Here is a 26,877-nt window from a genome sequence, read left to right as displayed (position 1 = left end):
ACGTGGCCTCCATGGTCATCGTTGCTCAGCAACGTCGATCATGGACGCCCTCGCCTCTCTTCGCTGTCCCCGTACCCCTTGGAATAGATCGTCTAGAGGCAACACCCGGCCGCGGCGCGCCGGGCCAGCCATCCGCTGACGCGTACGCTGGTCAGGTGAGAGGGCAGATCGAGCTCCGTACCCGGCCGGACGATCCACGCGGCCGGGAGGTCCCGCTGGGCTTCCCCCGGGAGTGGATCGAATTCGGCGACCCGGCCGACGACACCCACCTGATCCGGGCCGACCTGACCTGGTTGCTGTCCCGGTGGACCTGCGTCTACGGGCGTGGCTGTCACGGCATCGACGCCGACCGCCCCGCTGACGGCTGCTGCTCACACGGGGCGTTCTTCACCGACTCCGACGACGAACAGCGGGTCCGATCGGCGGTCAAGCGGCTGACCCCGGGGACCTGGCAGCACCACCGGCGGGGCTTCCAGAACTGGACCGAGACCGACACGGTGGACGAGAAGACGCCCGGCCGACGAACGGCCACCCGGCCCGACGGCCCCTGCGTCTTCCTCAACGACGCCGACTTTCCCGGCGGGGCGGGCTGCGCCCTGCACGCCCAGGCGCTCCGCGACGGTGTCCACCCGCTGGAGTACAAGCCGGATGTCTGCTGGCAGCTGCCGGTCCGCCGCGAGCAGGAGTGGGTCCAGCGCCCGGACGGCACCAGGGTGCTGCTCTCCACACTCGGGGAGTTCGACCGTCGCGGCTGGGGGGCCGGCGGGCACGACCTGGACTGGTGGTGCACCTCGTCCCGGGACGCGCACGTGGCGGCCGAACCGATGTACGTCTCGTACGCCCCCGAGCTGACCGCCCTGATCGGTACGCCCGCGTACACCGAGCTGGCTGCGTTGTGTGCCGCCCGCGCCCGCCGCGGGCTGGTCGCCCCGCACCCGGCCGACCCGGACTGACCACGCACCAGGCAGGTACGGGACGGGGCGCCGCGCGGGCGTCCGGTCACGGCTCGAACTTGTAGCCCAGGCCCCGCACGGTGACGATGTAACGGGGAGTGGACGGCTCCGGCTCGACCTTGGAACGCAGCCGCTTGACGTGCACGTCGAGGGTCTTCGTGTCGCCGACGTAGTCGGCCCCCCAGACCCGATCGATCAGCTGGCCCCGGGTGAGTACCCGACCGGCGTTGCGCAGCAGCAACTCCAGCAGCTCGAACTCCTTCAACGGCAGTTGCACCGGGGCGCCGCCAACCGTGACCACGTGCCGCTCGATGTCCATCCGCACCGGGCCCGCGGCCAACGTCGCCGCGCCGGTCTCCACCGTCTCGACACTCTTGCGGCGCAGCACCGCGCGGATCCGGGCGACGAGTTCCCGCGGCGAGTACGGCTTCGTCACGTAGTCGTCGGCGCCGATCTCCAACCCGACCACCTTGTCGATCTCACTGTCCCGCGCGGTAACCATGATGATCGGCACGTGGGACCGCTGCCGGAGCTGCCGACACACCTCAGTGCCGGACATCTCGGGCAGCATCAGGTCGAGCAGCACGATGTCGGCACCGGTCCGATCGAACTCGGTGAGGGCGGAGGTGCCAGTCGCGGCAACCGAAACCTCGAAGCCCTCCTTACGGAGCATGTACGACAGGGCATCGGAGAACGACTCCTCGTCCTCGACCACCAGAACGCGGCTCAACGGAGGTTTCCTTTCAACTGTCACGTCTGCTGGGACTCGGCCGGTTCGGCCTCGATCTCAGCCGAGGGCGGTATCACCAGAAGGTCGTCCGGGGGGCGGGCGGGGAGCCGGAGGGTGAACGTCGAGCCCTCGTCGGGAGTGCTCGCGACCTCCACCCGTCCGCCGTGGTTACTGGCGATGTGCTTGACGATGGCGAGCCCGAGACCGGTGCCGCCGGTCGCGCGGGATCGGGCCTGGTCGGCCCGGTAGAAACGCTCGAAGATCCGGTCCACGTCGCCCGGGCCGATCCCGATGCCCTGGTCGGTGACGGAGATCGTGACGTGTTCGTCGTCGCGCCGGGCGGTGATCCGGACAGCAGTGTCCTCACCTGAGTAGTTGATGGCGTTCTCGACCAGGTTCGACACGGCGGTGGCCAGCTGGGTGTCACTGCCGTACGCCGTCAGTCCCCGCTCGCCGTCCACCACCACGTCGATCCGGCGGGCGCTGGCACCGGTCCGGGTCCGATCCACCACCTCGCCGACCACCCAGTCCACGGCGACCGGCTCCGGCGCGGGCTGCGGGTCTGCGCCCTGGAGCCGGGTCAGCTCCAGCAACTCCTGCACCAACCGGCCCAGCCGGGTCGACTCGTGCCGGATCCGCTCGGCGAACCGGCGAGTGGCGACCAGATCCTCGGAGAGGTCCGGCTCCTCCTCGTCGACCGGCTCGGTCGCGTCCAGCAACGCCTCGGCGAGGAGCTGGAGCGCCCCGATCGGGGTCTTGAGCTCGTGACTCACATTGGCCACGAAGTCTCGCCGGACCCGAGCCAGCCGGTGCGACTCGGTTACGTCAACGGCTTCCACGGCGACGTGGCCGCCGCCGAGGCCGACCGCCCGCAGGTGCACGCCGAGCGGATTCTCCGCGGCGACGCCGTCGCTCCCCCGGGGCAGGTCCAGCTGGATCTCTCGCCGTACGCCGGTCCGCCGCACCTGCCCCGCGAGGGTCCGGATCAACGGATGGGCGACGACCGTGCCCGGCGTGCCGCCGGCGCGGAGCAGCCCCATCGCCCGGGCCGCCGGGTTGACCAGGACTGGCCCGTCGTCGTCGGCGAGCACCACGACGCCGACCCGGAGGGAGTCGATCGTCCGGCGACCGAGGCCGGACGGTGAACCGTCGGTTATCGCGTGCCTCCCACCGAGTCGAGGAGAGCCGGACTGGTGGCTCCCGAACCCGGTCGATCCACCTCGCCGCGCCAGGACGAGCCGGGTCAGCAGTACGCCGACCGCCAGTCCCGCGGCCACCGCGACAACCACCACTACCCACTCCACCGGGCGATCCTAGGTCCTGGTTAACCCGACACCCGAACAGACCAGGACGAAACATCCTCACTTCTGCGGGTATTCACCGCCCCGTCCGGCCCCGTTCACCAGGGCGTTTCCTCCGGGCCCGGTGCCGCGGGGTCGCTCGGCCCGCGTCAGCGGCCCTGGTTCGCCACCGCCGCCGCGGCCTCCTGCGCCGCCGCCGGGTCCAGGTAGGTGCCGCCGAGCGTCATCGGACGCAGCTGCGGGTCGAGGTCGTACCGCAGCGGGATCCCGGTCGGGATGTTCAGCTTCGCGATCGCCTCGTCGCTGATCTGGTCCAGATGCTTGACCAACGCGCGCAGCGAGTTGCCGTGCGCGGCCACCAGCACGGTCCGGCCAGCCAGGATGTCCGGCACGATCGAGTCGTACCAGTACGGCAGCATCCGCTCGACGACGTCCTTCAGGCATTCCGTCCGCGGCATCAGCTCGGTCGGCAGCAGCCGGTAGCGCGGGTCACCGACCTGCGACCACTCGTCCCCGTCTGCGATCGGCGGCGGCGGCGAGTCGTACGAGCGGCGCCAGCGCATGAACTGCTCCTCGCCGTACTCGTCGAGGGTCTGCTTCTTGTTCTTGCCCTGAAGGGCGCCGTAGTGGCGCTCGTTGAGCCGCCACGACCGACGCACCGCGATCCAGTGCCGGTCCGCGGTGTCCAGCGCAAGCTCCGCGGTGCGGATCGCCCGGCGCAACAGGCTGGTGTGCACCACGTCCGGTGACAGGTTGTGCTCCCGCAGCAGCTCGCCGCCACGACGCGCCTCGGCCTCTCCCTTGGCGGTCAGGTCCACATCGACCCAGCCGGTGAAGAGGTTCTTGGCGTTCCAGTCGCTCTCGCCGTGTCGCAGCAGGACCAGCGTCCCGATGGTGGGTCCTTCACTTGCAGTCATGTCGGCCATCCTCCCCCACCGGCCTACCCGTTGCGTGCGAAGGGGTGCTGACCAGCACCGGAAAACCGGACGGCGGAGGGCCGCGGCGGGCCCACCCCGACCCGCCGCTCAGCTCCGCCCCCGCACTAGTTTGTAAGGCGTTGCGTGGACACTGATCATTACGGAAGCGGGGCGTTGGGTGCGAACGATGCGAGGTTGGTTAGTCGAGACGGCCGGTGGCCTCCCCCGCTCCTTCTGGTACCTCTGGACCGGCACCCTGATCAATCGGCTCGGCTCGTTCATCCTCATCTTCCTCGCCATCTACCTCACCCAGGAGCGGGACTTCTCCGCCGCCCAGGCCGGCCTGGTCCTGGGGCTGTGGGGAGTCGGCGGCGCGGTGGGCACCACCGTCGGTGGCATGCTCGCAGACCGGTGGGGCCGCCGGCCCACCCTGCTCACCGCACACCTCGGCGCCGCGAGCATGATGCTCGCCCTCGGCTTCGCCCGGGGCATCTGGTCCATCGCACTCGGCGCCCTCCTGCTCGGGCTCTTCGCCGAGGCCGCCCGGCCCGCCTTCGGCGCCATGATGATCGACGTGGTGCCGGCGAAGGACCGGCTGCGTGCCTTCAGCCTGAACTACTGGGCACTCAATCTCGGCTTCGCCTGCGCCGCGATCCTCGCGGGGTTCGCGACCGGGGCCGGCTACCTGCTGCTCTTCGTGGTTGACGCGGTCACCACCCTGATCATGACGCTGATCATCTTTCTCAAGGTGGGCGAGACCCGCCAACCGCTGGGCGTCACCGGCGGGCCGAAGGCCCCGACCGGGGCGCTGCGCACCATCCTGGCCGACCGGATCTACCTCGGGTTCGTGGCGTTGAACCTCTTCGCCGCGATAGTCATGCTCCAGCACATCTCGATGCTGCCGATCGCGATGGCCGACTCGGGGCTGAGTCCCGCCACCTACGGCTCGGTGATCGCCCTCAACGGGGTGCTGATCGTGGTGGGCCAGCTCTTCGTACCACGGTTGATCAGGGGTCGTAGCCGGTCTCATGTGTTGGCGCTGTCGGCGGTGGTACTCGGGGCCGGGTTCGGGCTGACCGCGTTCGCCGAGACCGCCTGGTTCTACGGGCTGACCGTCCTGATCTGGACCGTCGGCGAGATGCTCAACTCGCCGTCCAACGCCACCCTGATCGCCGAACTCTCCCCGAGTGAGTTACGCGGTCGCTACCAGGGGGTCTTCTCGCTCTCCTGGCAGATCGCCGGCGCCGCGGCACCGGTGCTCGGCGGGCTCGTCCGGGAGGGGGCCGGCAACGCCACACTCTGGCTGGGCTGCGCGCTGCTCGGCGGACTGGTGGCGGCGGCACACCTGATTTCCGGACCGGCCCGGGAGCGCCGGGCCGCCGCGCTGCGGGCAGTCAACCAACCGCCGCCGACCCCGGTCGGGCAGCAGCAGGCCGCCGGGGCAGGGTGAGCGCCCTCGAGCTGGACGCCACCGAAACGCGAAACGCCCATCGTGAGTTCGTCACGGTGGGCGTTTCGTTGCGTACGACCGGCGGCGGCGGGCGACACTCACCCCCGTAAGCGACGCCCGCTCACGCCGCCGGTCAACAGGTGGACACCGTCCCCCAACGGTGTTGTTCCACCCGTCCCCGCGCCACACTCGATGCTCGGATCTGATCGATCCTCCGCTCCCCCGAACGGAACCGAGCGTCGCACGGTGCAATAAAGTTAGTTCGCCCGGAATGCGGATACAAATCGACCGGCTGTCTCACCGGTCACAAACCGGCTGTCCCGCGGTCCGGCCCGCCCTCCGGCCACCAGCGGTCTACCCGCGGGCAACTCCGGCAAACAACTCATCCGTCCTCCCGATCGGGTGATTCGGTACGGAAAAAGTTGCTCATTCTGCCGTCCCGCAGTCGCTCCTGATAGATCAAGTTCAGCTTCCGCAGATCAAAGGTCCGAAACCACTCCTGCCATGTGATTTCGCGCACCCGCGGGCTCTCCCGATACCCCGGCATGTTGAAGGTGAGCACCCCGGCCCGGCCATCCCGCTCCGTGCCCCGGATCGTCGCCGGCTTCGCCTTGCGCTCCCGCGCCCACCGCCGGATCACCTCGTGGTTCGTGGTGACCAGGCTCCGGCCCGGACGCTCCGGCCGATCGGTCAGGGCGGCGATGACCTGCGAGGACCGCACCGACCGCGAGGTACGGGGCCCGGTACGCACCGCGGCGCCACCCGTCGACCGCCCGCCACCCGTCGACCGCCCGCCACCCGTGGACCGCCCGCCGGACGTCGCCTGGCGGCCCGGCCCCTTCGTCCCGCCCGATCGGCGCTCCGCCCGCAAGGTCTTCACCAGCGTCCGCACCAGCTCCGGCTTGCGCAGCGCGGAGGTGCCGGAAACGCCGTGCTGGCGCAACTGCCCCCGAATCTCGTCCACCCGCATCCGGGAGATCGCGGCTTCGGACACCTCCGGCGTGTTCGGGGTCTGGTTTCCTGGCCGGCGTGCGGTCCGGGTCGCCGTACCACCGCGGCCTGCGCTGCTTCGCTGAGCCATGGAACGCTCCTCCGCCAGTCCGTCCTCGGCGCGCGGCCGGTCCCAGGTACCGCACCGCACACCGGGGCGTACCCGTCAGGACAGCGTCGAATCCCCGGGAGCCGCGGTCGGGTTCCCGGCAGCAGACGTCCCGGCCGCGGTCGGGACGTCGGCAGCACACGTCCCGGCAGCCGGCGCGGACCCGCCGTCAGCCGGCGCGACCAGGTGGGCGAAGGCCGCGAGGTTGGCGGTCGACTCGCCCCGCCTGACCCGCCACTCCCACTCCCGCCGGATCGAACTACCGAAGCCGATCTCCAGCATCGTGTCGAAGGACTCGTCGGCGTACGTGAGCACCGACCCGAAGAGCCGATCCAACTCGTCGGCGTCCACACCCGCCGAATTCACCCGGCCGGTCAGGTAGACGTCACCGACCGCATCGATGGAGAACGACACCCCATACATCCGGGCGTTACGCTGCAGCAGCCACGCCCACAGCTCCTCGCGGCGCTCGTCGGGCTGGCGCATCACGAACGCCTCGACCCGCAGCGCGTACTCGCCAATGATCAGGTTGCAGATCGTCCGCAGCTTGTGGGTGCCCGGCAGGGTCACCGCGTACGAGTTCGGGCCGGTCGCCTCCCAGGCCAGGTCCCGCTCCGCGCAGACCGACTCGATCAACGCCCCGAGCTCGCTTCTCCCGTTCACCGCCCCACTCTACGACCGCTCCCGCCCCGCCCGCGGCCCCCGCCGGTCCGGCCTCCGTCGCTCGCGATCGGTGCTGGATCTCACCGGGCACAGGTGGCGAAGTCAGACGATCGGGTCTGGTACTCGGCAACGGCCTCGCCGTAGACCTCCAGCAGGTCGCGCACCGTCCGACCCCAGGAGAAGCTGCGGGCATGGCGTTGCGCGCCGTGGGCCAGGGTCGCGCGCCGCCCGGCGTCCGGCAGCAGGCGATTCAGCGAACGGGCCCACGCGACCGGGTCGTGGCCCTCCACCAGGACCCCGCTGACGTCGTCGCGTACCGCGGTGATCAAACCGCCGACGGCGGCCGCCACCACCGGCGTGCCGCAGGCCTGCGCCTCCAACGCGACCAGCCCGAAGCTCTCGTTGTAGGACGGGACCGCCACCAGGTCGGCCGCCCGGTACAGGGCAGGCAGGTCGTCGCCGGTCTGCGGCGGCAGAAACCGAACCCGATCGGCGATCCCCAACTCGACGGCCAGTTCGATCAGGCGAGTCGGCCGCTCAAGCCCGCTGCCGCTGGGGCCACCGCAGACCACCACCGTCATGTCGTCGGCCAGCGCCGGGTCCCGCTGGCGCAGCGCCGCCGCCGCGCGGATCAGCACGTCGGGTGCCTTGAGCGGCTGGATCCGGCCGACAAATGCCACCACGTACCCACGCTCGGGCAGGCCCAGCCGACGACGGGCGAGGACCTGCGCCCGGGCCCGATCACCGGTTGGGGGGCAGAACCGGTCCAGATCCACCCCCGGCTCGACCACCTCGACCCGGGTCGGGTCGGCGTCGTACCGCTCGATCAGGTCACCGGCCTCGGTCTTGGTGTTGGCGACCAGCCGATCGGCCTCGCACACCACCTGCTCCTCGCCGATCACCCGGGCCTTGGGTTCCGGCCGGTCCCCGGCGGCGAGCTGCGCGTTCTTGACCTTGGCAAGAGTGTGCGCGGTGTGCACCAGCGGAACCCCCCAACGCTCCTTGGCCAGCCAGCCGACCTGCCCGGAGAGCCAGTAGTGCGAGTGGATGAGGTCGTAGTGCCCCGCGGCCCGGGCCGCCTCGGCCCGCAGCACCCCCGCGGTGAAGGCGCAGAGCTGGCCGGGCAACTCCTCCTTGGTCAGCCCACCCAACGGTCCGGCGATGATGTGCCGGACGTGCACGCCCGGCACCATCTCGACCACCGGCGGCAGGTCGGCGGCGGTCGCCCGGGTGAAGATCTCGACCTCCACGTTGGCCTCGGCCAACCGCCGGGCGACTTCCAGGATGTAGACGTTCATCCCGCCCGCGTCACCCGTGCCGGGCTGGTGCAGCGGCGACGTGTGCACGGAGAGGGTCGCGATCCGGCGGGGCCGGGGCCACGGACGGGCACCTCGCTGACGACCGACACCGGTGTGCTGTTCCGCCACGTCCGCTCCTTCTGTCACGGTTGCCGTCCCGCACGACCGGCGCTTCTCGGTCAACCTCCACGCCGAGTGTCATCTTCCCGATCGGGGTTCGGTAATTCCTCCCGGCCATCCCCGGGCGTGACGGACCTCATCGCCCCCGCGCTCCGGCTCGGGGCCAGAATGGGCGAATGATTTCCGTCGCCGTCGTCACCGGAGCATCCAGCGGGATCGGGGCGGCCACCGTCCGCCGACTCGCCGCCGAGGGGTTCCACGTGCTGGCCGCCGCCCGGCGTACCGACCGCCTCGCCGACCTGGTCCGGAAGGTCGAAGCCGACGGGGGCTCGGCCACCGCGGTCGGCTGCGATGTGACCTCGGACGAGTCGGTGGCCCGCCTCGCCGCCGCGGCGGCGGCCGCCCCCGGTCCGGTCACCCTGCTGGTCAACAACGCCGGGGGAGCACGCGGCCTGGACCCGGTGGAGACCGGCGCCGTCGGTGACTGGCAGTGGATGTACGACGTGAACGTCCTGGGCACGCTGCGGGTCACCCAGGCGCTCCTGCCGGCGCTGGCCTCCTCCGGAGCCGGCACGATCGTCGTCGTGTCGTCAACCGCCGGCTTCACCGTGTACGAGGGTGGGGGCGGCTACGCCGCCGCCAAGCACGCGCAGACCGCGGTCGCGGGCACCCTGCGGCTGGAGCTGTGCGGCCGGCCGGTCCGGGTCGTCGAGATCGATCCCGGGATGGTACGGACCGAAGAGTTCTCGCTGGTCCGCTTCGGCGGGGACGCCGACCGGGCGGACGCCGTCTACGCCGGGGTGTCCGAGCCGCTGGTCGCCGACGACGTGGCCGACTGTATCGCCTGGTGCGCGACCCGCCCGCAGCACGTGAACGTGGACCGGCTGGTGGTCCGGCCGTTGGCGCAGGCCGCGCAGCACAAGGTCCACCGGGCCGGTTGAACCGGGTGGTGGCGGTGCCGGCAAAACGCCCACTCGGCGTCGTAACCCGCGGGACGACGAACCCCAACCGGCTGCGCCGGGTGGACAACTGGATCGCCACCACCTGCGGGGACGTGCTGCGTACGGCAGCGGACCCGCTCGTGGTGGACCTGGGCTACGGCGCCACCGGGGTCACCGCCGTCGAGCTGCGCTCCCGATTGGCCCACGCGGTCCGCCCCGACGTACGCGTGGTCGGACTGGAGATCGACCCGGTCCGGGTCGCCGCCGCCCAACCGGTCGCCGACCCACCCGGGCTCACCTTCGCCCGGGGCGGCTTCGAGCTGGCCGGTCTCCGCCCCGCCCTGGTCCGTGCCTGCAACGTGTTACGCCAGTACGACGAGGGTGCGGTGGCAGGCGCCTGGGCGACGATGACCGGCGCGCTCGCCCCGGGCGGACTGCTGGTCGAGGGGACCTGCGACGAGTTGGGGCGGCTCGGCGGGTGGGTGCTGCTCGACGCGGGCGGCCCCCGCACCCTGACCCTGGGTGCCCGGCTGGCCACCCTGGACAGCCCTGCCCGGCTCGCCGAACGGCTCCCCAAAGCCCTGATCCACCGCAACGTCGCGGGGGAACCGGTCCATGCCCTGCTCCAGGCCATGGAGAACGCCTGGCGGGCAGCTGCCCCCTTCGCTCCCTTCGGTCCCCGCCACCGCTGGCTGCGTACGGTGACCGCGGTCCGCGCCGAGGGCTGGCCGCTGGCGTACCAACCCCGCTGCTGGCGCCAGGGCCTGGTCACCGTCGACTGGGCGGCGGTGGCGCCCCGCTGACCCGACGGCTGGGCGGCGGTGGCGTCCCGCGGGCCCGACGACTGGGCGGCGGTGGTGCCCCGCGGGCCGTCGATGGGCGGCACTCCCCCGTTGCCCGGGCCGGGTCAGAGAGCGCAGTTGATCAGGACTGGTTCAGGGTGCAGGGTCACGTCGAAGCGGGCCTGCACCCCCTGGCGAATCTCGCGGGCCAGACGCACCAGGTCCTCGGTCCGGGCGGTGCCGGAGCGGTGGGTCAACGCCAGGGTGTGCTTGGTGGAGATGGTGACGACGCCTTCCGGGCCCGGATGGCCCTTGCCGAAGCCGGCCTTGTCGATCAACCAGGCGGCACTGACCTTCACCGTGCCGTCGGCACCGGGCCAGGACGGCGGCTCGCCGAGCTCGCCGGCCCGGTCCCGCAGCCGCTCGTAGTCGGCCTGGTCCAGCACCGGATTGGTGAAGAACGAGCCCACCGACCAGGTATCCGGATCGTTCGGGTCGAGCACCATGCCCTTGCCCGCGCGCAGCCGCAGCACGGCGGCGCGGGCCTTCGCCAGTGGCACCTGGTCACCGACCGCCACGTCGAGCGCCCGAGCGAGTTCGGCGTAGCGAACCGGGCCGGACAGCGTCGACCGGGCGAGACGGAAGTCGACCGACAGCACCACCCACCGGTCGCTGTACTTGAAGATGCTGGACCGGTAGCTGAACCCGCAGTCGCGGGCCTCGATCCGACCGGTGGTGCCGGCCTCCCGGTCGTACACCTGCACCCCGGTGATGGTCTCGGCGACATCCTGCCCGTACGCGCCGACGTTCTGGATCGGCGTCGCGCCGGTGGAGCCGGGTATCCCGGACAGGCACTCCAGGCCGGACCACCCGTTGGCCACGGTGTGGGCGACCAGGTCGTCCCAGGGCTCGCCGGCCTCGACCCGCACCGTGACGGTGTCGGGGTCGGACTCCACGACCTGCAGCCCCCGGGAGCGGACCAACACCACTGTCCCCGGGAAGCCCGCGTCGCCGATCACCACGTTGCTGCCCCCGGCGAGGACCAGGATCTGCTCGCCGCGCTCCCCGGCCTCCCGCACTCCGCGGACGAGGTCATCCGCGCTGGTGGCGGTGACCACGCGGGTCGCCCAGCCACCAAGGCGCAGTGTCGTGTATCGCGACAAGTGACACTCGGCGTCGCGTTGGGTGCCGGATGTCGACTGGAGAACCTCTGCCACGCCCATCACCCTAAGCTGAGGGGTAGCCGCGGCACCCACTGGTGGCCCGGTCACCCCCGGGAGGATGGCGATGAACAGAACGCATGGCACGAAGGACTTCTGGATCGGGGCGTTGCGGGCGGAAGGGCCGGCCTTCGCCGCGGCGATCGCCGAAGCGCCCACCGATGCCCCGGTGCTCTCCTGTCCCAGCTGGACGGTGACCGACCTGACCCGGCACCTGGCAGGTGTCTACCGCTGGGTGCACGGGACCGTGTCCGCCAATTCGGTCACCCCGCCGGACCTCCGCTCCGAACTGGTGGAGCCAGATCCGGGCGAGACGGACCTCCAGCTGTGGCAGCAGGCGTACGACGAGCTGCTGGTGCGTTTCGACGCGCTGGACCCGGAGGCGCCGGCGTGGAACTGGGCACCGCAGCCGAAGAAGGCCGGCTTCTGGCCTCGCCGGATCGCGCACGAGACGGCGCTGCACCGCTGGGATGCCCAGCTCGCCATCGGTGCGGGTGACCCGATCGAGACGAAGCTCGCCGCCGACGGGGTGAGCGAGGTGCTCGACACCTGCCTGCCGGCCGGACGGCGTCCGGATCATGGGCAGTGGCACGGGGTCGTACACCTGTCGGCCTCCGACGCCGGACAGGAGTGGTTCCTACGGTTGCGCGGCGAAGGGGTCGCCCTGCTGGATACCGACACGATCTTCGATGACCACGATCACCACGCCCGGGTCCAGGTCGTCGGCACCGCCAGCGATCTGTTGCTCGCGCTCTGGGGGCGGGTCAGTTTCGACACCCTGGCGGTGACGGGCGAGCGCGCGCTCCTGGCTGGTCTCCGGACCAGCTGAGGCCGGGGAGAGCGCTCTCTTGACATTCGGTGACGCCCCGGGAGACGCTGCGCGAACGGAGGGAGCTGTCCAATGAGCGCGCTTCACTTTCCGGCGAACTTCCGCTGGGGCACGGCCACGGCGGCGTACCAGATCGAGGGTGCGGCCCACGAAGACGGCCGGGGGCCGTCGATCTGGGACACCTTCAGCCGTACGCCGGGCAAGGTCTACCAGGGCCACACCGGTGATGTCGCCTGCGACCACTACCACCGGTACGCCGACGACGTGGAGCTGATGGCCGGGCTGGGGATCCAGACGTACCGGTTCTCGGTGTCCTGGCCCCGGGTCCAGCCGGACGGCACCGGTCCGGTAAACCGGCGCGGGCTGGACTTCTACGACCGCCTGGTGGACGCCCTGCTGGCCCGGGGGATCGACCCGATGGTCACGCTCTACCACTGGGACCTGCCGCAGACCCTGCAGGACCGGGGCGGCTGGACCGCCCGGGAGACCGCGGAGCACTTCGCCGGGTACGCCGCCGCCGTCCACGGTCGGCTCGGCGACCGGGTGGGCTCCTGGACCACCCTCAACGAGCCGTGGTGCTCGGCGTACCTGGGCTACGGCAACGGGGTGCACGCTCCCGGCATCGCGGACCCGGGTGCCGCCTTCACCGCCGTGCACCACCTGCTGCTCGGGCACGGCCTGGCGGCCCGGGCGCTGCATGCGGCCGGGGCGGCGACCGTCGGGATCACGCTCAACCCGGCCGACGTCCGCCCCGCCGACCCGGACAGCGCCGCCGACGCCGCCGCGGTACGCCTGGTCGACGGACTCCACAATCGGATCTTCCTGGACCCGCTGTTCCGGGCCGCGTACCCGGAGGATGTGCTGGAGCACGTCGCCCGAATCGTGCCGCCGGCGTTCCTCCGGGACGGCGACGAGAAAGTGATCGCCACCCCGATCGACCTGCTCGGCGTCAACTACTACGCGCCCCTCTACGTTGCTGGTAAGCCCGATGGCGCCGGCGGCGGCGGGGCGTTCCCCGGCACCGACGGGGCGGTGGAGTTCCTGCCGCCCGCTGGACCGCTGACCGACATGGGTTGGATGATCGAGCCGGCCGGGCTCACCCGGCTGCTGGAACGCCTCGGCACCGACTACCCGGGCGTACCGCTGATGATCACCGAAAACGGGGCGGCCTTCCCGGACCACGCCACGCCTCCGGGCGGCCCGGAGCGGCCGGCGGCGGAGGGGGACAGCGGGGTGTTCGACACCGACCGGATCGCCTACCTCGACGGGCACCTCCGCGCCGCGCACGAGGCCATCGCCCGTGGGGTGGACCTACGTGGTTATCTCGTATGGTCGTTGCTGGACAACTTCGAGTGGGCCGAGGGCTATCGGAAACGGTTCGGGATCGTCCACGTCGACTACCGGACCCAGCGACGCACTCCGAAGGCGAGTGCCCGCTGGTACCACCAGGTGATCTCCCGGAACGGACTCTGAGCGGGAGAGGGCGATCCGGGGAACGGACCCTGAGCGGAGAGGACGATGACGACGGCGCAACGGCCGACACTCGAGGCGGTGGCGCGCCGCGCCGGTGTCTCCCGGGCCACCGTCTCCCGGGTGGTCAACGGCTCCACCACAGTGGGCGAGCCGATCCGCGCGGCCGTCCGTCGAGCCGTCAGCGAGCTGGGGTACGTACCGAACCTGGCCGCGCGCAGCCTGGTCACCCAGCGAACGGACTCGGTGGCACTGGTCATGCCGGAGGCGGCCGCCCGGGTCTTCTCCGACGACCAGTACTTCCCCGGCATCATCCGCGGCGCCGCCCAGGAGCTGGAGGCGGCCGACAAGCAGTTGGTGCTGATGCTGGCCGGTTCGCCGGCCGGGCACGAGCGGGTGGAGCGGTACACCACCGGCCGGCACGTTGACGGGGTGCTGTTCGCCTCGCTGCACGGCGCCGACCCGCTCCCCGGCCGGCTGGCCCGGCTGGGCATTCCGGTGGTGTGCAGCGGCCGGCCGCTCGGCGGCACCCCGGTCCCCTACGTCGACGTTGACCACATCGGCGGGGTGCACCGGGCCGTCCAACACCTGATCGACAGCGGCCGGCGGCGCATCGCCACCATCGCCGGTCCACAGGACATGGTGGGCGGGATCGAGCGGCTGACCGGTTACCAGGCCGCGATGACCCCGGCCGGGCTGCCGGAGTGGGTGGCGTACGGCGACTTCACCCGCGAGTCGGGGGTGGCCGCGACCTGGCAGCTCCTCGCCGCGCACCCCGACCTGGATGCGATCTTCGCCGCCTCCGACCTGATGGCGCACGCCGCCCTGCGGACGCTACGCGCGACGGGGCGACGGGTGCCCGACGATGTCGCGGTGATCGGCTTCGACGACATCGAGACCGCCGCGTACACCGATCCACCCCTGAGCACCGTCCGCCAGCCGATCCAGGAGATCGGCCGGCGAATGACCCGCCAGCTACTGCGCCTCGCGGCCGGTGAGCCGATCGAACCGGCGCTGGTGCTCCCCACCGAGCTGATCCTCCGCGACTCCGCCTGAGCCCGCCTGGGTCCGCCTGGGTCCACCTGGGTCCACCTGGGTCCACCTGGGTCCACCGACGAAAACAGATCGAGCAACCGTCGGGACTGCACTAGCGTCACGTCATGCCCCAGCTCCGCCACGTCTCCGCCCTCGCCGAGGCCGAGTACGCGTACGTCAGTACCGTCGATCCGGCAACACGCCTCGTCTTCACCGCCGGGGCGTGCCCGCTCGACGTGGACGGCCGTACGGTCGCCCCCGGTGACCATGCCGCCCAGGCCCGGCAGGTGATGGCCAATCTGGAGACCGCCCTCACCGCAGCGGGTGCCCGCCTCACCGACGTAGTCAAAACCACGGTGTACGTGGCTTCGGCGCACCAAGCTGACCTGGTGACCGCCTGGCAGGTCGTCCGGGACGCCTTCGGCGACCACGACCCGCCCAGCACCCTGCTCGGGGTGACCGTGCTTGGCTACTCCGAGCAGCTCGTCGAGGTCGAGGCGGTCGCCACCGTGAGCGTCGCGTGAGGATCCGCGCCGCGCAGCCCGACGACGCGCCCGCCGTGGTGGCGCTCCGCACCCAACTCTTCCCGCATCTGGTTCGCGGGGTGGAGTCGACCCGTCAGATGCTCTCCCAACCACCCCCGGGCCAACACTGGGCCGCCTTCGTCGCCGAGGCGAACGACGAGATCGTCGGTTGGGTCTCGACCTTCCGCAACGCCAGCTCCTCCCGAAGCGTCGGCGAGATCTCGCTGCTGCACGTCCACCCGGACCATCGGGGACACGGCATCGGCAGTGGGCTGCTGACCGCCGCCCTGGACCACCTCGCCCCGCTCCGACTCCCGCTGCTACACGGGCGGGTGCTACCCGAGTCGTTGCCGTACGCGCGGCGGCGCGGCTTCCTACCCAGCCGCAAGGAACGCTTCTCCGCGCTCGAACTGACGGCCCTGCCGCCCTCGGCCGTTCCCCCGGGAGCCCGGCTGGTGCCACTGTCCGAGGTTGACCCCCACCACGTGTACGAGGTGGAGCGGGACGCCAGCGCCGACGAGCCGGGGGACGTCCCCGTCGACGCTCTCACCTACGAACACTGGCGGGCCGACACGTGGGACAACGTCGGCCTGGACCGGGAGGCCAGCACCGGCGTCGAGGTAAACGGCGTCCTGGCGGCGATCAGCCTGGTCAAGCGGGACGGTCCGCGGATGTGGTCGGACTACACCGCTTCCCGGCCGGAGCACCGGGGGCGCGGGCTCGCGAGGGCGGCGAAGCTGGGTGCCCTACGCCGGGCCGCGGCCAACGGGGTGACGGTCGCGTACACCGGCAATGACGAGGCGAACAAACCGATGCTCGCGATCAACGAACGGCTCGGCTACCGGCCGGTCGCCGCCCAGTGGAGTTGCCTCCGCGAGATGGGCTGAGCGACCGCGCGTCACGCGCCGTCAGGGGTGGTCCCGGTCGGCCCCACAGTGGTGGGCTGGCCCAGCACGCGGCGGGCCAGTAGTGCGGCGCCCGCGACGGCCGCCGGCATGAGCAGCACGGCGCCGAGTGGGATCAGGAAGCTGACGAACACCGCCACCCCGAAGCCGAGCGCGGTCGGCCGGTCGGCCCGCAGGGCGGCCCGCCGGTCCGACAACCGTAGCCCACGCCGGTAGAAGGGGGCACCGACCAGCTCCACCGCGAGGAGCCAGCCGCCGATGGTCGCACCGAGCGCCGGCACCAGGGTCTGACCGACCACCGGGATGAAACCGGCGACAAAGAGGGGTACGCCGACCAGCACCGCCAACCCCACCAGCCGCAGCGAGTCGACGAGGCTGTGCCGCAGCGACGACCAGAACGGCACGTCCACCGCGTTGGGCGTACCGCCGAGGCCATCCTCGACCCGTTCGGAGATCTTCTCGTAGAACGGGTCCCCGATGACCAGCGTGACGGCGGTGAACGCGACCACCGTGAGCAGGCCACCCAGCCCGAGCAGCGCCAAGCCGGCGGCTACCCGGGTCAGGCCTCGCCCGGCGGCGGACCACTGGTCGGCGAACGGCGTGATCAGCGCGGCCAGGTCGTCCACGTAGTAGACGAGCGTGCCGAACGCCGCGACGAAGAACGCTCCGGAGATCAGTGCCGGTAGGACGCCGAGCAGCATCAGGCCGGGGTTGCGGAGGTAGAGGCCGATGCCGCGAAGGAAGAGGCCAACACCGGCGAAGAATCGGCCGGCCGCCCCGGTCCGGGGCGCGGCGGGAGCGGGGGATGCGTTCATGGTCGCCGAGCCTAGGTCGCGTCAGCGGTTGGCGCAGGTCACGGTCGGCGCCTGGTTCGTGCCGGTGTTGTCGGCGAGGAAGCCGAACGTGGTCGTGCCGTTCGGGGCCAGCGTGCCGTTGTACGACATGTTGGTCACCGTCACCGAGGCCCCCGAGCTGCGGTGCGAGCCGTCCCACACCTCGGTTAGCTGCTGACCACTGGGCCAGGTCCACTCGACTCTCCACCCGGACCAGGAGGCGGAGGTGTTGTTTTTGATCTTCACCTCGCCCTTGAAGCCGCCCGGCCACGACTCGACAACCGTGTATTTCGCTGTGCAGGCTGACGGTGGGTCCGGAAGCGTCGGCGGCTCACCTGGGATGGGCGCTGTCGGTGGCGTGGGGTCCTGCGTCGTGCTCTTGGACGGCGTCGGAGGCGGGGTCGCGTCCATCGCGACGGGTGTCGAGGTCGGTGTCGAGGTCGAGGTCGGTTCCGAGGTCGGTGTTGGGGGCAGGGGCAGGGACTGGGTCGACGAAGATTCCGACGGCGCGGCTGTCGGCCCGGCTTCGGCGCCAGCGACCTGGTCGGTGGCGAGGGGAGACGATGGGTCCGCCGGTGAGCGTTGGAGCGCGTTCAGGGCGACCGCGGTCAGGATGACCACCAAGAAGCTCGCCGCGACGATGCCCTGACTCCGCATACGTGCCGGGATTGAACGGCGAGTGTCCGCCAGCCCCTTGTCCGGGCGGAGGGCCTGGTGACCGGAGCTGTCCGTTCCGCGATCGGCGTCCTCCGGCTGAGACCCACTGCCCGGCTGAGACCCACTGCCCGGCTGAGACCCGCCGTGCGGCTGCTGGGGTGGGCCGTCGGAGTGCGGTGGGTCGCCCAGTTTCCAGGGTGCGCGTCCTGGCACTTCGGTGGGTTCGTCGTAGCTCGCCAGCGGTGGCCACTCTGGCAGCCGGACGCCGGGCTCGTCGGCAGGGGTATCGCCGGGCTTGGACGATTCGGTCATGGTCTCCGATCCCTGGTAACGAGGTCACGATCAGCGACGATGCGGGATCATTGTGGGCTCAACGTGAGGTTCGGTCAAATGATTCCAGTGCGGGACAGGAGAGGGTATCCAAGGGCAACCACCCACACCCGAGACTCCCACGGCAGGACCAGCGCAGCGCAGGTCGCCGAGGCGCACCCGGGCTACTCGTTGAGAAAGGAGGAGATGCGCTCCCGAAGGTCGGCGCGCTTGGCCCAGAGGACCCCAGGCCGGTCGTACACGTGCAGGGTGGCCTGGGGTAGCGCGGCGGCGAGCCGCTCCGCGACCTCGACCGGATGCAGTTCGTCGCCGACACACCCGATCACCAGAGCCGGCGCCGTGACCTCGACGAGTTCCGTGGCGTCGCGAACCGGCACCGACTCGGGTAGGCCGACCAATCCCGCGCCGAGACCGTCCCGCAAAAGCTGATCGAGACGCTGCCGGAGGTATGCCCAACCGGCCGGCGTGTTCCGGACGGCCGGTGGAAGCTCCAGCTGGACCACCTCCGCGAGCTGACCGACATCGCCGCTGCCGAGCGCGTCGAGCAGTGCCGTCAGCCGGCGGCGGGCGGCATCGCCCCGCGGTCGGTCCAGTACCGCCGGCAGGTAGAAGACCAGCCGGTCGAACCGTGTCGGGTTGTCGGCGAGCAGCCGGCAGAGCGCACCCGCGCCCAGGCTCGCGCCGAACGCCCGGGTCGCAAGGCCCCGGTCAGCGATCGACCGCAGGTCGCGCGCGAGATCGTGGTACGTCCATGGCCCGGTCGGGGCGGCGGAGCGACCATGCCCACGGAACTGGAAGAAGAGTCTGCGCCCGATGACGCCACTGCCGAAGGGGCGGGTGGTGGCGATGCCGCTGCCCAGACCGTGCGCGAAGACGGTGACCGGATCGCCTGTCCCGGTGACCAACTGCTCCAGGTCAACGCCGTGCGGGGTGGCGACCAGCTCGGTCTCCGGCTCCGGCAGTGCCGGCCGACCGGTGCGGGGAGCACTCGGCCCCGGACCCCAGGTGCGGGGGCCACCATCCGGTGGGGGCGGCCACCGGAAGCCTCTCACCAGGAGTTCCCCCGGCCACCCCGGAGATCGCGCAGACCCGTCCGGACGTCAAGCAGATAGATCAACCCGGCGGCGATGCCGACCAGGCCAAAGATGCTGAGCCGGCCGGAGGTGAGCAGGGTGAACACCAGGCAGACGGCGAGGATCGCCACCCAGGCGCCCTTCGGCATGGTGCCGACCGCGGCGAACGCGTCGGACCGCTGGGTGATGACGTGGACCAGGGCGACTCCCTGCACGATGAGGGCGAAGACGAGCAGGATCAGCTCTATAACGTAGCGAACCTCAAAAGCGAACGGCGCGGCGATGGCCATGCCGGCAAGCATATGCCGAAGACCCCGGAGGCGTCCGTCAGGCCGCCCCCGGGGTCTTCGGCGTCCCGGGACACTCGCCCGTCGCCGCAGGTCAGTCGCGGGCCGGCGGGGTCCGCTTCGTCGCGCGCGGTGACTTCGGTGCCGAGGAGGCCGACTTGCCGGCGGCCTTGGTGGCACGCTTCGTGACGGCGGGTGGCTTGGCCTCGGCGGCCTTGGTGGCACGCTTCGTGACGGCCGCCGGCTTGGCCTCGGCAACCTCGGCGAGCTGCGCCGGGGTGGGCGCCGGGGCCTGCTCGGTCGTCTCGATGTCGGTGTTCACCGTGTCGGCGGCCTCGAGCACGCCAGCGCCGACGACCCGCTCCCCGTGGCCGACGAGCGCGCCGTAGGTGGTGACTGCCCGCTCCTGCGCGGCCTGAGCGCTGGCCACCACGACGGCTGCGTTGCGGGTGGCGGTCTCCCGAAGCCGGTTGAGGTCCAGGTCGCTGACGGCCTGCCGGCGCAGGTTCTCCGCGGTAGCGGCCGCCGTACGCAGCGTCTCGGTGGCCTTCTGGCGCAGCTCGGCCCCGTTTACCGTGCCGAGGTCGGCAGCGACCCGGTCGCGTAGCTCACTCACGGCCGCGGGGAGCTTTCGCAGCTGCTGGTACGCCAGATCGCCGGCACCGGCGGCGGCGTAGAGAGGGGCGGGGATACGACTGGTTTTAGGCTGACTAGTCATCGTTTCTCCTCTTCGACCGCGTCGGCGGCTTCGGGGTCGCCCTTCGGGCGGACTGCTGCACTGGCGTCGGGACAGGGATGAGCCGGGGTCGATGGCGGTGCGACTCACGCACCGCCGGTCGGCGTACCCCCGGTCGTCGTTGGGCCGGTGACCGCGATGTTGGCCAGGTCGGCGGAGGCCCCCGACGGCTCGGCTGGGCCCGGCTCCGGCTCGGTGGCGGGCGGGCCGGCGACCGATTCGGTAGTGACCAGGCCGGTCGCAGCCTCGGTGGTGGGTGCGGCGGCGACCGATTCGGTGGTGACCGGAACGGTCGCGGACTCGGTGGTGACCGGAACGGTCGCGGACTCGGTGGTGACCGGAACGGTCGCGGACTCGGTGGTGACCGGACCGGTCGCGGACTCGGCCGGCGCCGCGTTGGCGGCGGCGGTCGCCTCCGCGAGCCGCGCGTTCTCGCGACGGAACGTCTCGTAGATCTGGGTGAGCGACTGCTTCTGCGCCATGGTCAGGTCGGGGTCCACGGCTATCGCGGCGAGAACGCCCTGCCCCTCCCGGTCATCCAGCAGCCCGGCCCGCAGGTACATCGCCGGGGTGGAGACCCGCAGCGCGCTGGCGAGCTGCTGCAGCACCTCCGCGCTGGGCTTGCGCAACCCGCGCTCGATCTGACTCAGGTACGGGTTACTGACTCCCGCCTGCTCGGACAGCTGCCGAAGGGAGATCTTCGCACTCCGGCGCAGGTCACGAATGAACCCACCGATGTTGGGAAGGTCTTTACCACTGGCCATAACTCAACGCTAGCTCGCGGCGCTAACTACTGCAAGCAAAATGCTAGCCAGAGTTAGCGCCCGAGCGTGGCCGCAGCGCCCTAACGTCCGCCCCGGCGAATCACCAGAGCGACCGGACGGCGCCCACCGGCCGCCCCCCGCCGAGGAGCGGGACCTCAGCGAACTCCGCCAACGCCGGTGCGGTCACCCCGAGCCGGCGCAGCGCGGAGACCAGCACCGGCATCCGGGCCCGGCCAGCACCATCGTCGATCTTCATCGCCACCGCACCAATGCCCGGGACCGCCGCGGCGATGACCCCCTCCACCCCGATCTTCGCGAGCAGCCCCGGCACCGCCCGCATCAGCCGGCTGTCGTCGGCCCGCGTACCGCCGACGATCTCCGGATGCGCCCGCATCGAGTCCGCCACCGCCCGCTCCGGCGAGCCCGGCTCCGCCTGCACCAGCCGCAGATACGCCAGGGCGAGGCCAGACAACGACACGGCCAGCACCGGCGCGCCACAGCCGTCGATCCCGACCGCCGCCGCCGGCTCGTCGGTGAACTCCTCAACCGCCGCTCGCAACCGCTCCTGCAGCGGGTGCTCGCTACGCCAGTACCCCTCCTCGGGCCAGCCCGCCGCCTGGCAGGTCAACAGCATTCCGGTGTGCTTTCCGGAGCAGTTCATCTGAATCCGGGTCGGGCCACCACCGGCGCGCAGCACCGCCGCCCGCGCCGCTTCGTCCGCCGGCAAGTCGGGCGGGCAGTGCAACGCCGACTCGTCAAGCCCGGCCCGCGCCAACAACCCACCGACCCGGGCCCGGTGGAAATCCTCCCCCTCGTGGCTGGCCGAGACCAGGGCGAGGTCAGCCGGGTCGCCCAGCCGCAGGCCCGCCCGGATCATTCCCACCGTCTGCAACGGCTTGTTCGACGATCGGGGGAAGATCGGCGACGTCACATCCCCCGCCCTCGCCACCGCCGCGCCAGTCGCGTCGAGCGCCACCACCGACCCGCGATGCACACCCTCAACGAAACCGGACCGGACCACCTCAGCGAGCGGCACGCCGCCCTCGTACGTCTTTCCCACGGGGTGGACGTTACCGCCCTTCGGGAATGTCCAGCCGACGGGTGACCAGGGAATTGGGAACGTAACGTCAGGGGGCGGCCCCCAACACGCCACTTACCGGCGAAGGGCGGGCACGCCGAGTAGTTCCCGAGCCTCGACGGTGGTGAGCGGAGGGCGCTGGGCGAGCTGGGCGAAGCCGACCGCGCGGGCCACGAGCTGCATGTTGGACTCGACCGGCTGCCCCTTGGCATAGGTCACCGTGTCCTCCATGCCCACCCGGAGGTGGCCGCCGGCCGAGAGCGAGGCCAGCAGGACCGGGATCGTGCTCCGACCGACGCCGGTCGCCGAGAAGGTGGTGCCGGTTGGCAGGTCCCGCAACATCTGCTCGGCGGCCACCAGGGCCGCGGGAGTGCCGGGCATTCCGCCGGGCACGCCCAGGACGAAGTCGACGTGCACATGCCCGCCGGCCGGCAGGCCGTACGTGCCGAGCAGGCGTTGCAGGGAGGTGAGGTGTCCCAGGTCGAAAATCTCGTACTCCGGGACGATGCCGCGCTCCTGCATCCGGGTGTGCAACTCGACGATGAACTCCCACCGGTTGAGAAACACGTCGGTGCCGAAATTGACCGTGCCCATCGTGCAGGAGGCCATGTCCGGAGCGGCATCGAGTACGGCGAGCCGGTCGGCCTCCGGATCGCTCACCGCGCCACCCGAGGAGAGCTGCACCACCAGGTCGGTGCTCTCCCGAAGCGCCGCGACGGTCTCGCGCAGCCGCCGCTGGTCGAGGGTCGGCTGCGCCGCGGCGTCCCGGATGTGGACGTGGACCACGGAGGCGCCCAGGGCCTCGCACTCCTTCGCGGTCAGCAGCAGCTCATCGAGGGTGACCGGCAGCGCCGGCACCTCAACCTTGGCCGACTCGGCCCCGGTCGGGGCAACCGTGATCAACGTCCCTGTCGTCATGACCGGATCCTAGTCGCCCGATCGACGACCGTCCCGGCCGGAAGTCTTCCGGCATGCCGGCCGGCAAACCTGAATCCTTCCGCTCTGAACGACGTCCGACCGGGGTCCTTCCCTAGCTATCGATCATCGCGGCGGTCTCCCCGACCAGCAGCCGGGCGTCGTCGGGCACGTTGCGCTTGACCACCGCCAGGGCGACCTGGCCCAGCTCGTGGTGGTGCACGGCGGTGCCGACGAAGCCGACCGTCCGCCCATCCCGAGTCACCGGCGTGCCGGCCGACGGTGGCTGGTCCGTGGTCACCCCGTCCAGGTGCAGGAGGACCAGCCGACGCGGCGGCCGACCCATGTTGTGCACCCGGGCCACCGTCTCCTGCCCCCGGTAACAGCCCTTCTCCAGGTGTACGGCCGGCCCGACCAGGCCCACCTCCGCCGGAATGCTCCGGTGGTCGGTATCCAGCCCGACCCGGGGCCGACGGGCGGCCACCCGCACCGCCTCGTACGCCCAGAGCCCGGCGACCGGCACGTCCGCGCCGCGCAGCTCGGCCACCACCCGGCCCATGGCCTCCCGAGCCACCAGCAGGTCGACGCCGAGCGGGCCACGGCGGGCCCAGCCTCCGATCGGTAGCGCACGGACGTCGTAGCGCACCGTCGACCGGGGCGGCACCGAGCCGGCCCGGAACTTCGGGCCGGGCACCTCGAGCAGGTCCGGCTCCGCCAGGCCGGAGACGCCGAGCGTCGCCACGGCGTCCACCGCCGCCGGCCCGACCAGCGAGAGCAGGGCGTGCTCCGGCGTCACGTCACGCGGCTCCACCTTGCTGAAAAAGCGCATCCGCTCCAGATACCCGAGCAGCCCAGCGGTGTCGCCCGGCTCGGTGTCCAGCCAGGTCGTACCGCCCTGCTCGGTCACCATCGCGTGCTGCTCGACGTGCCCGTGCGGGGAGAGCACCAGCAACTCGGTGCCCTGCCCAGCGGGCAGGTCCGCCAGGTGCTGCGTGGTGAGCGTGTGCAGCCAGCCGAGGCGATCCTCGCCCGGCACCGCGATCACCCCCCGGTGCGAACGGTCGACCAGGCCGACCGCCGTCTCCAGGGTGCGCTGCTCGCGCAGCGGATCCCCGTAGTGCGCCGCCACCGAGCGGACCCCCGCCGCGGCGTGCGCCGGCTCCGGTTGGTCCCGGCTGTCCTCGTCGATGCTCTCGACGGAGACCGCCCCGGCAATGTCAATCATTCTGGCTCCCCGTTCGCACAGCGACTACAGCGGCCGAAGAGGGAGACATGGCCGACGTCCACCCGGAACCCCCGCTGCTCGGCAAGCTGGTCGGCCAACGGGCGCAGCAGGGCCGGATCGATCTCGTCGATCGCGCCGCACTCCCGGCAGACCAGGTGCACGTGCTGGTCCTCGCCGGCCGCGTGGAAGGTCGGCGAGCCGTGCGAGAGGTGGGTATGCGTCACCAGGCCGAGCCGTTCCAGCAGCTCCAGCGTGCGGTAGATAGTAGTGATGTTGACCCCCGCGGCCACCTCCCGGACGGCCGTGTGGACCTGCTCCGGGGTGGCGTGCCCCAGATCCAGCACCGCCTGGAGGACAAGCTGCCGCTGCGCCGTCAGGCGCAGCCCACGGGCCCGGAGGAGTTCCGCGAGGGAGGATTCGGACACCGTCCAAGCATAGTTCGCTCCGGCCGAACAGCGCTCTCCCGTCCTACCGGCCCCGTTCTGCCGGCGCCCGTGTCGGTGGTGCCGGGCCGGACCCCACCCGGTGCAGCCCGCCTGGGCCCTATGCTCGGCGGCCATGACGACGGCGAGGATCGCGGTGCTCGGGCGGGGCCGGGTGCCGGTCACCGGGCCGGTGCTGCGCGGCGACGACCTGGGCGTCCTGCACGGAGACGGCCTCTTCGAAACGATGCACCTGCGGGCGGGCCGGCCCTGGCTACGGGAGGCGCACCTGGAACGGATGACCAGGGCGGCACCGGCGCTGGGTCTGACCCTGCCGCCGGCCGACGCCCTGATCGCGCTGCTCGAGGAGATCTGCGTCGACTGGCCCACCGAGGTCGAGGGGGCGCTGCGGCTGGTCTGCACCCGCGGCCCGGGCGGCGGCGCGGCCCCGACCGTGTACGCCACGCTGGCCCCGGTGCCGCCGTCGGCTCGGGCGGCCCGCCGGGACGGAATCACCGTGGCGACCTTGCCGCTGGGCGTGCCGGCGCGCGGGCGTGCCGGCCTGGACTGGCTGCCCACCGGCAGCAAGACCACGTCGTACGCGGTGCACAACGCCGCCCGCCGGTGGGCATCCCGCAACGGCGTCAACGACGCGCTCTGGACCTCCACCGACGGGTACGTCCTGGAGGGGCCGACCGCCAACGTCCTCTGGCTCACCGACGGGGCGCTACGCACGGTGCCCGCCACGGCCGGCGTCCTGCCCGGTACCACCGCCGCCTGGCTGCTGGCCAATGCCGCACAGGTGGGGCTGGGCGCGCACGAGCAGCTGGCGACCCCGCCCGAGCTGCACGCCGCGGACGCGGTCTGGTTCAGCTCGTCGGTCCGGGGCCTGGTCGAGGTCCGCGTCCTGGACGGCATCGGCCGGCCCCGGTCGGCCTACACCCGGCGGCTACAGGCGCTACTCGGCTTCCCCGTCCCGCCCGACGACGCCCAACCGGACTGACCCCCGCCGCAGATCAGCCGGACTGACCCCCGCCGCAGATCAGCCGGACTGACCTCCGCCGCCCACCCGGATCAGCCGGGTTGACCTCCGCCGCCCCCGGATCAGCCGGACTGGCTCAGCCGCCCACCCGGGTCAGTCGGGCGGACAGGTGCGGGGTGAGGCCGTGCCCCACCGCGGCCATCTCCTGCGCGTAGAGCAGGGCGCCCTCGACGATGCCGAAGAGGCGGTGACCGGCGGTCACCTCCTTCGCGGTGGGGGTGCGGACCACCGCGTCGGTGGCGAACTCGAGCTGGGTGCCGGTGCGCTTGCCGAGGTGCAGCTCCATCACGCCGGTGGGCGTGCTCATCAGCGCCTCCCACTCGTTGGTCGCCCGGTCGTCACCGTCGAGTACCGGCCGCCACCAACCCATCTCCCGCCCGGCCGGGCGGACCGGGCGGCTCTGCTCGTCCAGCAGCCACGCCCGCGACTCATAGCAGAGGAACGGTCGGCCGTCGTGGCTGATCCGGATCTCCTGCGCGTAGTCGAAATCCTCGATGGTGGGGTAGCCACCCCGGCCCCGGCCCCGCCACACCCCGATGTACGGCAGCAGGCCGTCCAGAGTGGGGTGCAGCTTCGGGCCGGTACGCAGGTCGTGGCTCTCCTCGTAGGGGTACGGGTCCACCGGAGGCGCGTTCAGCCACGGCGGCTGAAGCGGATTCTCGTCACTCACTACTGCCCTCTCGAAATGCGTACGGCGAGGTAGACCAAGCCGCCGGCGAGCCCGCCCAGCGCGGCGACCAGCAAACTTACGAACCCTATCTCGGTGACCATCGGCGACTATCCTATGCTGGCGCTCGTGGGCCGAACCCTCGTCGTCAAGGTCACCGCCGGAGCGGATTCCCCGGAGCGGTGCGCGCAGGCATTTACGGTTGCGGCCACCGCAGCCGCTGCCGGAGTTGACGTCTCGCTCTGGCTGACCGGCGAGGCGACCTGGTTCGCGTTGCCCGGCCGGGCGCAGGAGTTCGAGCTGCCGCACTCGGCCCCGCTGGGCGAGCTACTACACGTGATCCTGGCGACGGGCCGGGTGACCGCCTGCACGCAGTGCGCGGCCCGCCGGGACATCGGAACCGGCGACGTGCTGTCGGGCGTCCGGATCGCCGGCTCGGCGGTCTTCGTCGAAGAGGTCATGGCCGAGGAGACCCGCGCGCTCGTCTACTAGACGATCTATTCCAAGGGGTACGGGGACAGCGAAGAGAGGCGAGGGCGTCCATGATCGACGTTGCTGAGCAACAATGACCATGGAGGCCACGTGCACGTCGATCGGGACACCCTCGCCAC

The 26,877-nt window shown here is 71.6% G+C and carries 30 protein-coding genes; 11 read left to right on the top strand and 19 right to left on the bottom strand.

The genetic code is table 11. The features are described from left to right. Positions 1–155: 155 nt before the first annotated feature. The gene (locus H0524_RS14325) at positions 156–953 is read left to right on the top strand and encodes a hypothetical protein (protein WP_180199083.1); all 798 of its coding nucleotides are present in this window, start codon (positions 156–158) and stop codon (positions 951–953) included. Positions 954–999: 46 nt separating this feature from the next. Here the strand turns inward: H0524_RS14325 and H0524_RS14320 are convergent, their stop codons facing one another. The 3 genes from H0524_RS14320 to H0524_RS14310 all read right to left on the bottom strand — a co-directional run bounded on the left by H0524_RS14320 (position 1,000) and on the right by H0524_RS14310 (position 3,901). Then, positions 1,000–1,683, bottom strand: a complete 684-nt coding sequence (locus H0524_RS14320; protein ID WP_180199082.1) for a response regulator transcription factor — start codon at positions 1,681–1,683, stop codon at positions 1,000–1,002. Positions 1,684–1,703: 20 nt separating this feature from the next. Continuing rightward, on the bottom strand, positions 1,704–2,987 hold the full coding sequence (locus tag H0524_RS14315) for a cell wall metabolism sensor histidine kinase WalK (protein WP_180199081.1): 1,284 nt from the start codon (positions 2,985–2,987) through the stop codon (positions 1,704–1,706). Between the two features lie 146 nt (positions 2,988–3,133). Next, complete coding sequence (locus H0524_RS14310) at positions 3,134–3,901, bottom strand: phosphoglyceromutase (protein WP_180199080.1); 768 nt, start codon at positions 3,899–3,901, stop codon at positions 3,134–3,136. Between the two features lie 187 nt (positions 3,902–4,088). Between H0524_RS14310 and H0524_RS14305 the strand changes: the two genes are divergently transcribed. Beyond that, positions 4,089–5,351, top strand: coding sequence for an MFS transporter (locus tag H0524_RS14305; RefSeq protein ID WP_180199079.1), 1,263 nt, complete (start codon positions 4,089–4,091; stop codon positions 5,349–5,351). Positions 5,352–5,733: 382 nt separating this feature from the next. Here the strand turns inward: H0524_RS14305 and H0524_RS14300 are convergent, their stop codons facing one another. From H0524_RS14300 to mshA, 3 genes are all read right to left on the bottom strand, one after another. Continuing rightward, a complete protein-coding gene (locus tag H0524_RS14300; protein ID WP_180199078.1) occupies positions 5,734–6,432 on the bottom strand; it encodes a hypothetical protein in 699 nt (232 codons plus the stop codon). Positions 6,433–6,507: 75 nt separating this feature from the next. Further along, entirely contained in the window at positions 6,508–7,113 is a 606-nt protein-coding gene (locus H0524_RS14295; protein ID WP_180199077.1) for a YbjN domain-containing protein, read from the bottom strand. A gap of 80 nt (positions 7,114–7,193) precedes the next feature. Then, positions 7,194–8,540, bottom strand: a complete 1,347-nt coding sequence (mshA, locus tag H0524_RS14290) for a D-inositol-3-phosphate glycosyltransferase (protein WP_180199076.1) — start codon at positions 8,538–8,540, stop codon at positions 7,194–7,196. A 167-nt stretch (positions 8,541–8,707) separates the two neighbouring features. Between mshA and H0524_RS14285 the strand changes: the two genes are divergently transcribed. Both H0524_RS14285 and H0524_RS14280 read left to right on the top strand, forming a co-directional pair. Continuing rightward, positions 8,708–9,472 carry an SDR family NAD(P)-dependent oxidoreductase gene (locus tag H0524_RS14285; RefSeq protein ID WP_018726460.1) on the top strand — a complete coding sequence of 255 codons (765 nt, stop codon included), beginning with the start codon at positions 8,708–8,710 and terminating at the stop codon, positions 9,470–9,472. Between the two features lie 5 nt (positions 9,473–9,477). Beyond that, on the top strand, positions 9,478–10,275 hold the full coding sequence (locus H0524_RS14280) for a class I SAM-dependent methyltransferase (protein WP_180199085.1): 798 nt from the start codon (positions 9,478–9,480) through the stop codon (positions 10,273–10,275). Positions 10,276–10,379: 104 nt separating this feature from the next. Here H0524_RS14280 and H0524_RS14275 read toward each other — a convergent pair whose 3' ends face one another. Then, the gene (locus H0524_RS14275; RefSeq protein WP_026322586.1) at positions 10,380–11,477 is read right to left on the bottom strand and encodes a UDP-N-acetylmuramate dehydrogenase; all 1,098 of its coding nucleotides are present in this window, start codon (positions 11,475–11,477) and stop codon (positions 10,380–10,382) included. A gap of 64 nt (positions 11,478–11,541) precedes the next feature. Between H0524_RS14275 and H0524_RS14270 the strand changes: the two genes are divergently transcribed. The 5 genes from H0524_RS14270 (at position 11,542) to H0524_RS14250 (ending at position 16,219) form a co-directional block, all read left to right on the top strand. Continuing rightward, the gene (locus tag H0524_RS14270) at positions 11,542–12,303 is read left to right on the top strand and encodes a maleylpyruvate isomerase family mycothiol-dependent enzyme (RefSeq protein ID WP_180199075.1); all 762 of its coding nucleotides are present in this window, start codon (positions 11,542–11,544) and stop codon (positions 12,301–12,303) included. 72 nt (positions 12,304–12,375) lie between these two features. Further along, positions 12,376–13,776: a GH1 family beta-glucosidase gene (locus tag H0524_RS14265; RefSeq protein WP_180199074.1), complete on the top strand. Its 1,401-nt coding sequence runs from the start codon at positions 12,376–12,378 to the stop codon at positions 13,774–13,776. A 45-nt stretch (positions 13,777–13,821) separates the two neighbouring features. Continuing rightward, on the top strand, positions 13,822–14,829 hold the full coding sequence (locus tag H0524_RS14260) for a LacI family DNA-binding transcriptional regulator (protein ID WP_180199073.1): 1,008 nt from the start codon (positions 13,822–13,824) through the stop codon (positions 14,827–14,829). Between the two features lie 104 nt (positions 14,830–14,933). Beyond that, positions 14,934–15,332, top strand: coding sequence for a RidA family protein (locus H0524_RS14255; RefSeq protein WP_180199072.1), 399 nt, complete (start codon positions 14,934–14,936; stop codon positions 15,330–15,332). Further along, a complete protein-coding gene (locus H0524_RS14250; RefSeq protein WP_180199071.1) occupies positions 15,329–16,219 on the top strand; it encodes a GNAT family N-acetyltransferase in 891 nt (296 codons plus the stop codon). Before H0524_RS14255 ends, H0524_RS14250 begins: the two co-directional genes overlap by 4 nt. An 11-nt stretch (positions 16,220–16,230) precedes the next feature. Here H0524_RS14250 and H0524_RS14245 read toward each other — a convergent pair whose 3' ends face one another. The 10 genes from H0524_RS14245 to H0524_RS14200 all read right to left on the bottom strand — a co-directional run bounded on the left by H0524_RS14245 (position 16,231) and on the right by H0524_RS14200 (position 24,560). Then, on the bottom strand, positions 16,231–17,052 hold the full coding sequence (locus H0524_RS14245; protein WP_180199070.1) for an EI24 domain-containing protein: 822 nt from the start codon (positions 17,050–17,052) through the stop codon (positions 16,231–16,233). 21 nt (positions 17,053–17,073) lie between these two features. Beyond that, complete coding sequence (locus H0524_RS14240; RefSeq protein ID WP_255435955.1) at positions 17,074–17,727, bottom strand: cellulose binding domain-containing protein; 654 nt, start codon at positions 17,725–17,727, stop codon at positions 17,074–17,076. A 494-nt stretch (positions 17,728–18,221) separates the two neighbouring features. Further along, the gene (locus H0524_RS14235; protein ID WP_180199068.1) at positions 18,222–19,109 is read right to left on the bottom strand and encodes an alpha/beta fold hydrolase; all 888 of its coding nucleotides are present in this window, start codon (positions 19,107–19,109) and stop codon (positions 18,222–18,224) included. Then, positions 19,106–19,432 carry a DUF2516 family protein gene (locus tag H0524_RS14230; protein ID WP_018218121.1) on the bottom strand — a complete coding sequence of 109 codons (327 nt, stop codon included), beginning with the start codon at positions 19,430–19,432 and terminating at the stop codon, positions 19,106–19,108. The genes H0524_RS14235 and H0524_RS14230 overlap by 4 nt, the downstream gene beginning before the upstream one ends. A gap of 79 nt (positions 19,433–19,511) precedes the next feature. Beyond that, complete coding sequence (locus tag H0524_RS14225; RefSeq protein WP_180199067.1) at positions 19,512–20,135, bottom strand: hypothetical protein; 624 nt, start codon at positions 20,133–20,135, stop codon at positions 19,512–19,514. Positions 20,136–20,239: 104 nt separating this feature from the next. Further along, on the bottom strand, positions 20,240–20,917 hold the full coding sequence (locus H0524_RS14220) for a helix-turn-helix domain-containing protein (RefSeq protein ID WP_180199066.1): 678 nt from the start codon (positions 20,915–20,917) through the stop codon (positions 20,240–20,242). 100 nt (positions 20,918–21,017) lie between these two features. Then, positions 21,018–21,977, bottom strand: coding sequence for an asparaginase (locus H0524_RS14215; protein WP_180199065.1), 960 nt, complete (start codon positions 21,975–21,977; stop codon positions 21,018–21,020). A gap of 93 nt (positions 21,978–22,070) precedes the next feature. Next, positions 22,071–22,913: a 3-keto-5-aminohexanoate cleavage protein gene (locus H0524_RS14210; RefSeq protein ID WP_180199064.1), complete on the bottom strand. Its 843-nt coding sequence runs from the start codon at positions 22,911–22,913 to the stop codon at positions 22,071–22,073. A 112-nt stretch (positions 22,914–23,025) separates the two neighbouring features. Further along, positions 23,026–24,135, bottom strand: a complete 1,110-nt coding sequence (locus H0524_RS14205; protein ID WP_180199063.1) for a folate-binding protein YgfZ — start codon at positions 24,133–24,135, stop codon at positions 23,026–23,028. Further along, the gene (locus tag H0524_RS14200; protein WP_180199062.1) at positions 24,132–24,560 is read right to left on the bottom strand and encodes a Fur family transcriptional regulator; all 429 of its coding nucleotides are present in this window, start codon (positions 24,558–24,560) and stop codon (positions 24,132–24,134) included. The genes H0524_RS14205 and H0524_RS14200 overlap by 4 nt, the downstream gene beginning before the upstream one ends. Before the next feature lie 133 nt (positions 24,561–24,693). Here H0524_RS14200 and H0524_RS14195 point away from each other — a divergent pair, with 133 nt between their 5' ends. Continuing rightward, complete coding sequence (locus H0524_RS14195) at positions 24,694–25,560, top strand: aminotransferase class IV (protein WP_180199061.1); 867 nt, start codon at positions 24,694–24,696, stop codon at positions 25,558–25,560. A gap of 115 nt (positions 25,561–25,675) precedes the next feature. Here the strand turns inward: H0524_RS14195 and H0524_RS14190 are convergent, their stop codons facing one another. Continuing rightward, positions 25,676–26,269: an FABP family protein gene (locus H0524_RS14190; RefSeq protein WP_018743158.1), complete on the bottom strand. Its 594-nt coding sequence runs from the start codon at positions 26,267–26,269 to the stop codon at positions 25,676–25,678. Continuing rightward, positions 26,269–26,370 (bottom strand): small membrane protein MtfM, encoded by a 102-nt coding sequence (gene mtfM / locus H0524_RS25295; RefSeq protein ID WP_018221575.1) that lies wholly within the window; start codon positions 26,368–26,370, stop codon positions 26,269–26,271. The genes H0524_RS14190 and mtfM overlap by 1 nt, the downstream gene beginning before the upstream one ends. 13 nt (positions 26,371–26,383) lie before the next feature. On the opposite strand from mtfM, the gene H0524_RS14185 reads away from it, so the two are divergent. Beyond that, entirely contained in the window at positions 26,384–26,758 is a 375-nt protein-coding gene (locus tag H0524_RS14185) for a DsrE family protein (RefSeq protein WP_180199084.1), read from the top strand. Positions 26,759–26,877 lie beyond the last annotated feature (119 nt).

It is taken from the genome of Salinispora sp. H7-4 (assembly GCF_013416675.1).
In the GTDB taxonomy this organism is placed as follows: domain Bacteria; phylum Actinomycetota; class Actinomycetes; order Mycobacteriales; family Micromonosporaceae; genus Micromonospora; species Micromonospora vitiensis.
Note: the sequence above shows the minus strand (reverse complement) of the source record. Positions and strands in the feature narration are given on the sequence as shown.

What these genes read in the sequence shown, in the direction of transcription:
- H0524_RS14310 (WP_180199080.1), bottom strand. Translation starts at nt 3,901, where the DNA reads ATGACTGCAAGTGAAGGACCCACCATCGGGACGCTGGTCCTGCTGCGA.
- H0524_RS14305 (WP_180199079.1), top strand. Translation starts at nt 4,089, where the DNA reads ATGCGAGGTTGGTTAGTCGAGACGGCCGGTGGCCTCCCCCGCTCCTTC.
- H0524_RS14300 (WP_180199078.1), bottom strand. Translation starts at nt 6,432, where the DNA reads ATGGCTCAGCGAAGCAGCGCAGGCCGCGGTGGTACGGCGACCCGGACC.
- H0524_RS14285 (WP_018726460.1), top strand. Translation starts at nt 8,708, where the DNA reads ATGATTTCCGTCGCCGTCGTCACCGGAGCATCCAGCGGGATCGGGGCG.
- H0524_RS14275 (WP_026322586.1), bottom strand. Translation starts at nt 11,477, where the DNA reads ATGGGCGTGGCAGAGGTTCTCCAGTCGACATCCGGCACCCAACGCGAC.
- H0524_RS14270 (WP_180199075.1), top strand. Translation starts at nt 11,542, where the DNA reads ATGAACAGAACGCATGGCACGAAGGACTTCTGGATCGGGGCGTTGCGG.
- H0524_RS14265 (WP_180199074.1), top strand. Translation starts at nt 12,376, where the DNA reads ATGAGCGCGCTTCACTTTCCGGCGAACTTCCGCTGGGGCACGGCCACG.
- H0524_RS14260 (WP_180199073.1), top strand. Translation starts at nt 13,822, where the DNA reads ATGACGACGGCGCAACGGCCGACACTCGAGGCGGTGGCGCGCCGCGCC.
- H0524_RS14255 (WP_180199072.1), top strand. Translation starts at nt 14,934, where the DNA reads ATGCCCCAGCTCCGCCACGTCTCCGCCCTCGCCGAGGCCGAGTACGCG.
- H0524_RS14245 (WP_180199070.1), bottom strand. Translation starts at nt 17,052, where the DNA reads ATGAACGCATCCCCCGCTCCCGCCGCGCCCCGGACCGGGGCGGCCGGC.
- H0524_RS14240 (WP_255435955.1), bottom strand. Translation starts at nt 17,727, where the DNA reads ATGCGGAGTCAGGGCATCGTCGCGGCGAGCTTCTTGGTGGTCATCCTG.
- H0524_RS14230 (WP_018218121.1), bottom strand. Translation starts at nt 19,432, where the DNA reads ATGCTTGCCGGCATGGCCATCGCCGCGCCGTTCGCTTTTGAGGTTCGC.
- H0524_RS14225 (WP_180199067.1), bottom strand. Translation starts at nt 20,135, where the DNA reads ATGACTAGTCAGCCTAAAACCAGTCGTATCCCCGCCCCTCTCTACGCC.
- H0524_RS14220 (WP_180199066.1), bottom strand. Translation starts at nt 20,917, where the DNA reads ATGGCCAGTGGTAAAGACCTTCCCAACATCGGTGGGTTCATTCGTGAC.
- H0524_RS14210 (WP_180199064.1), bottom strand. Translation starts at nt 22,913, where the DNA reads ATGACGACAGGGACGTTGATCACGGTTGCCCCGACCGGGGCCGAGTCG.
- H0524_RS14205 (WP_180199063.1), bottom strand. Translation starts at nt 24,135, where the DNA reads ATGATTGACATTGCCGGGGCGGTCTCCGTCGAGAGCATCGACGAGGAC.
- H0524_RS14195 (WP_180199061.1), top strand. Translation starts at nt 24,694, where the DNA reads ATGACGACGGCGAGGATCGCGGTGCTCGGGCGGGGCCGGGTGCCGGTC.
- mtfM (WP_018221575.1), bottom strand. Translation starts at nt 26,370, where the DNA reads ATGGTCACCGAGATAGGGTTCGTAAGTTTGCTGGTCGCCGCGCTGGGC.
- H0524_RS14185 (WP_180199084.1), top strand. Translation starts at nt 26,384, where the DNA reads ATGCTGGCGCTCGTGGGCCGAACCCTCGTCGTCAAGGTCACCGCCGGA.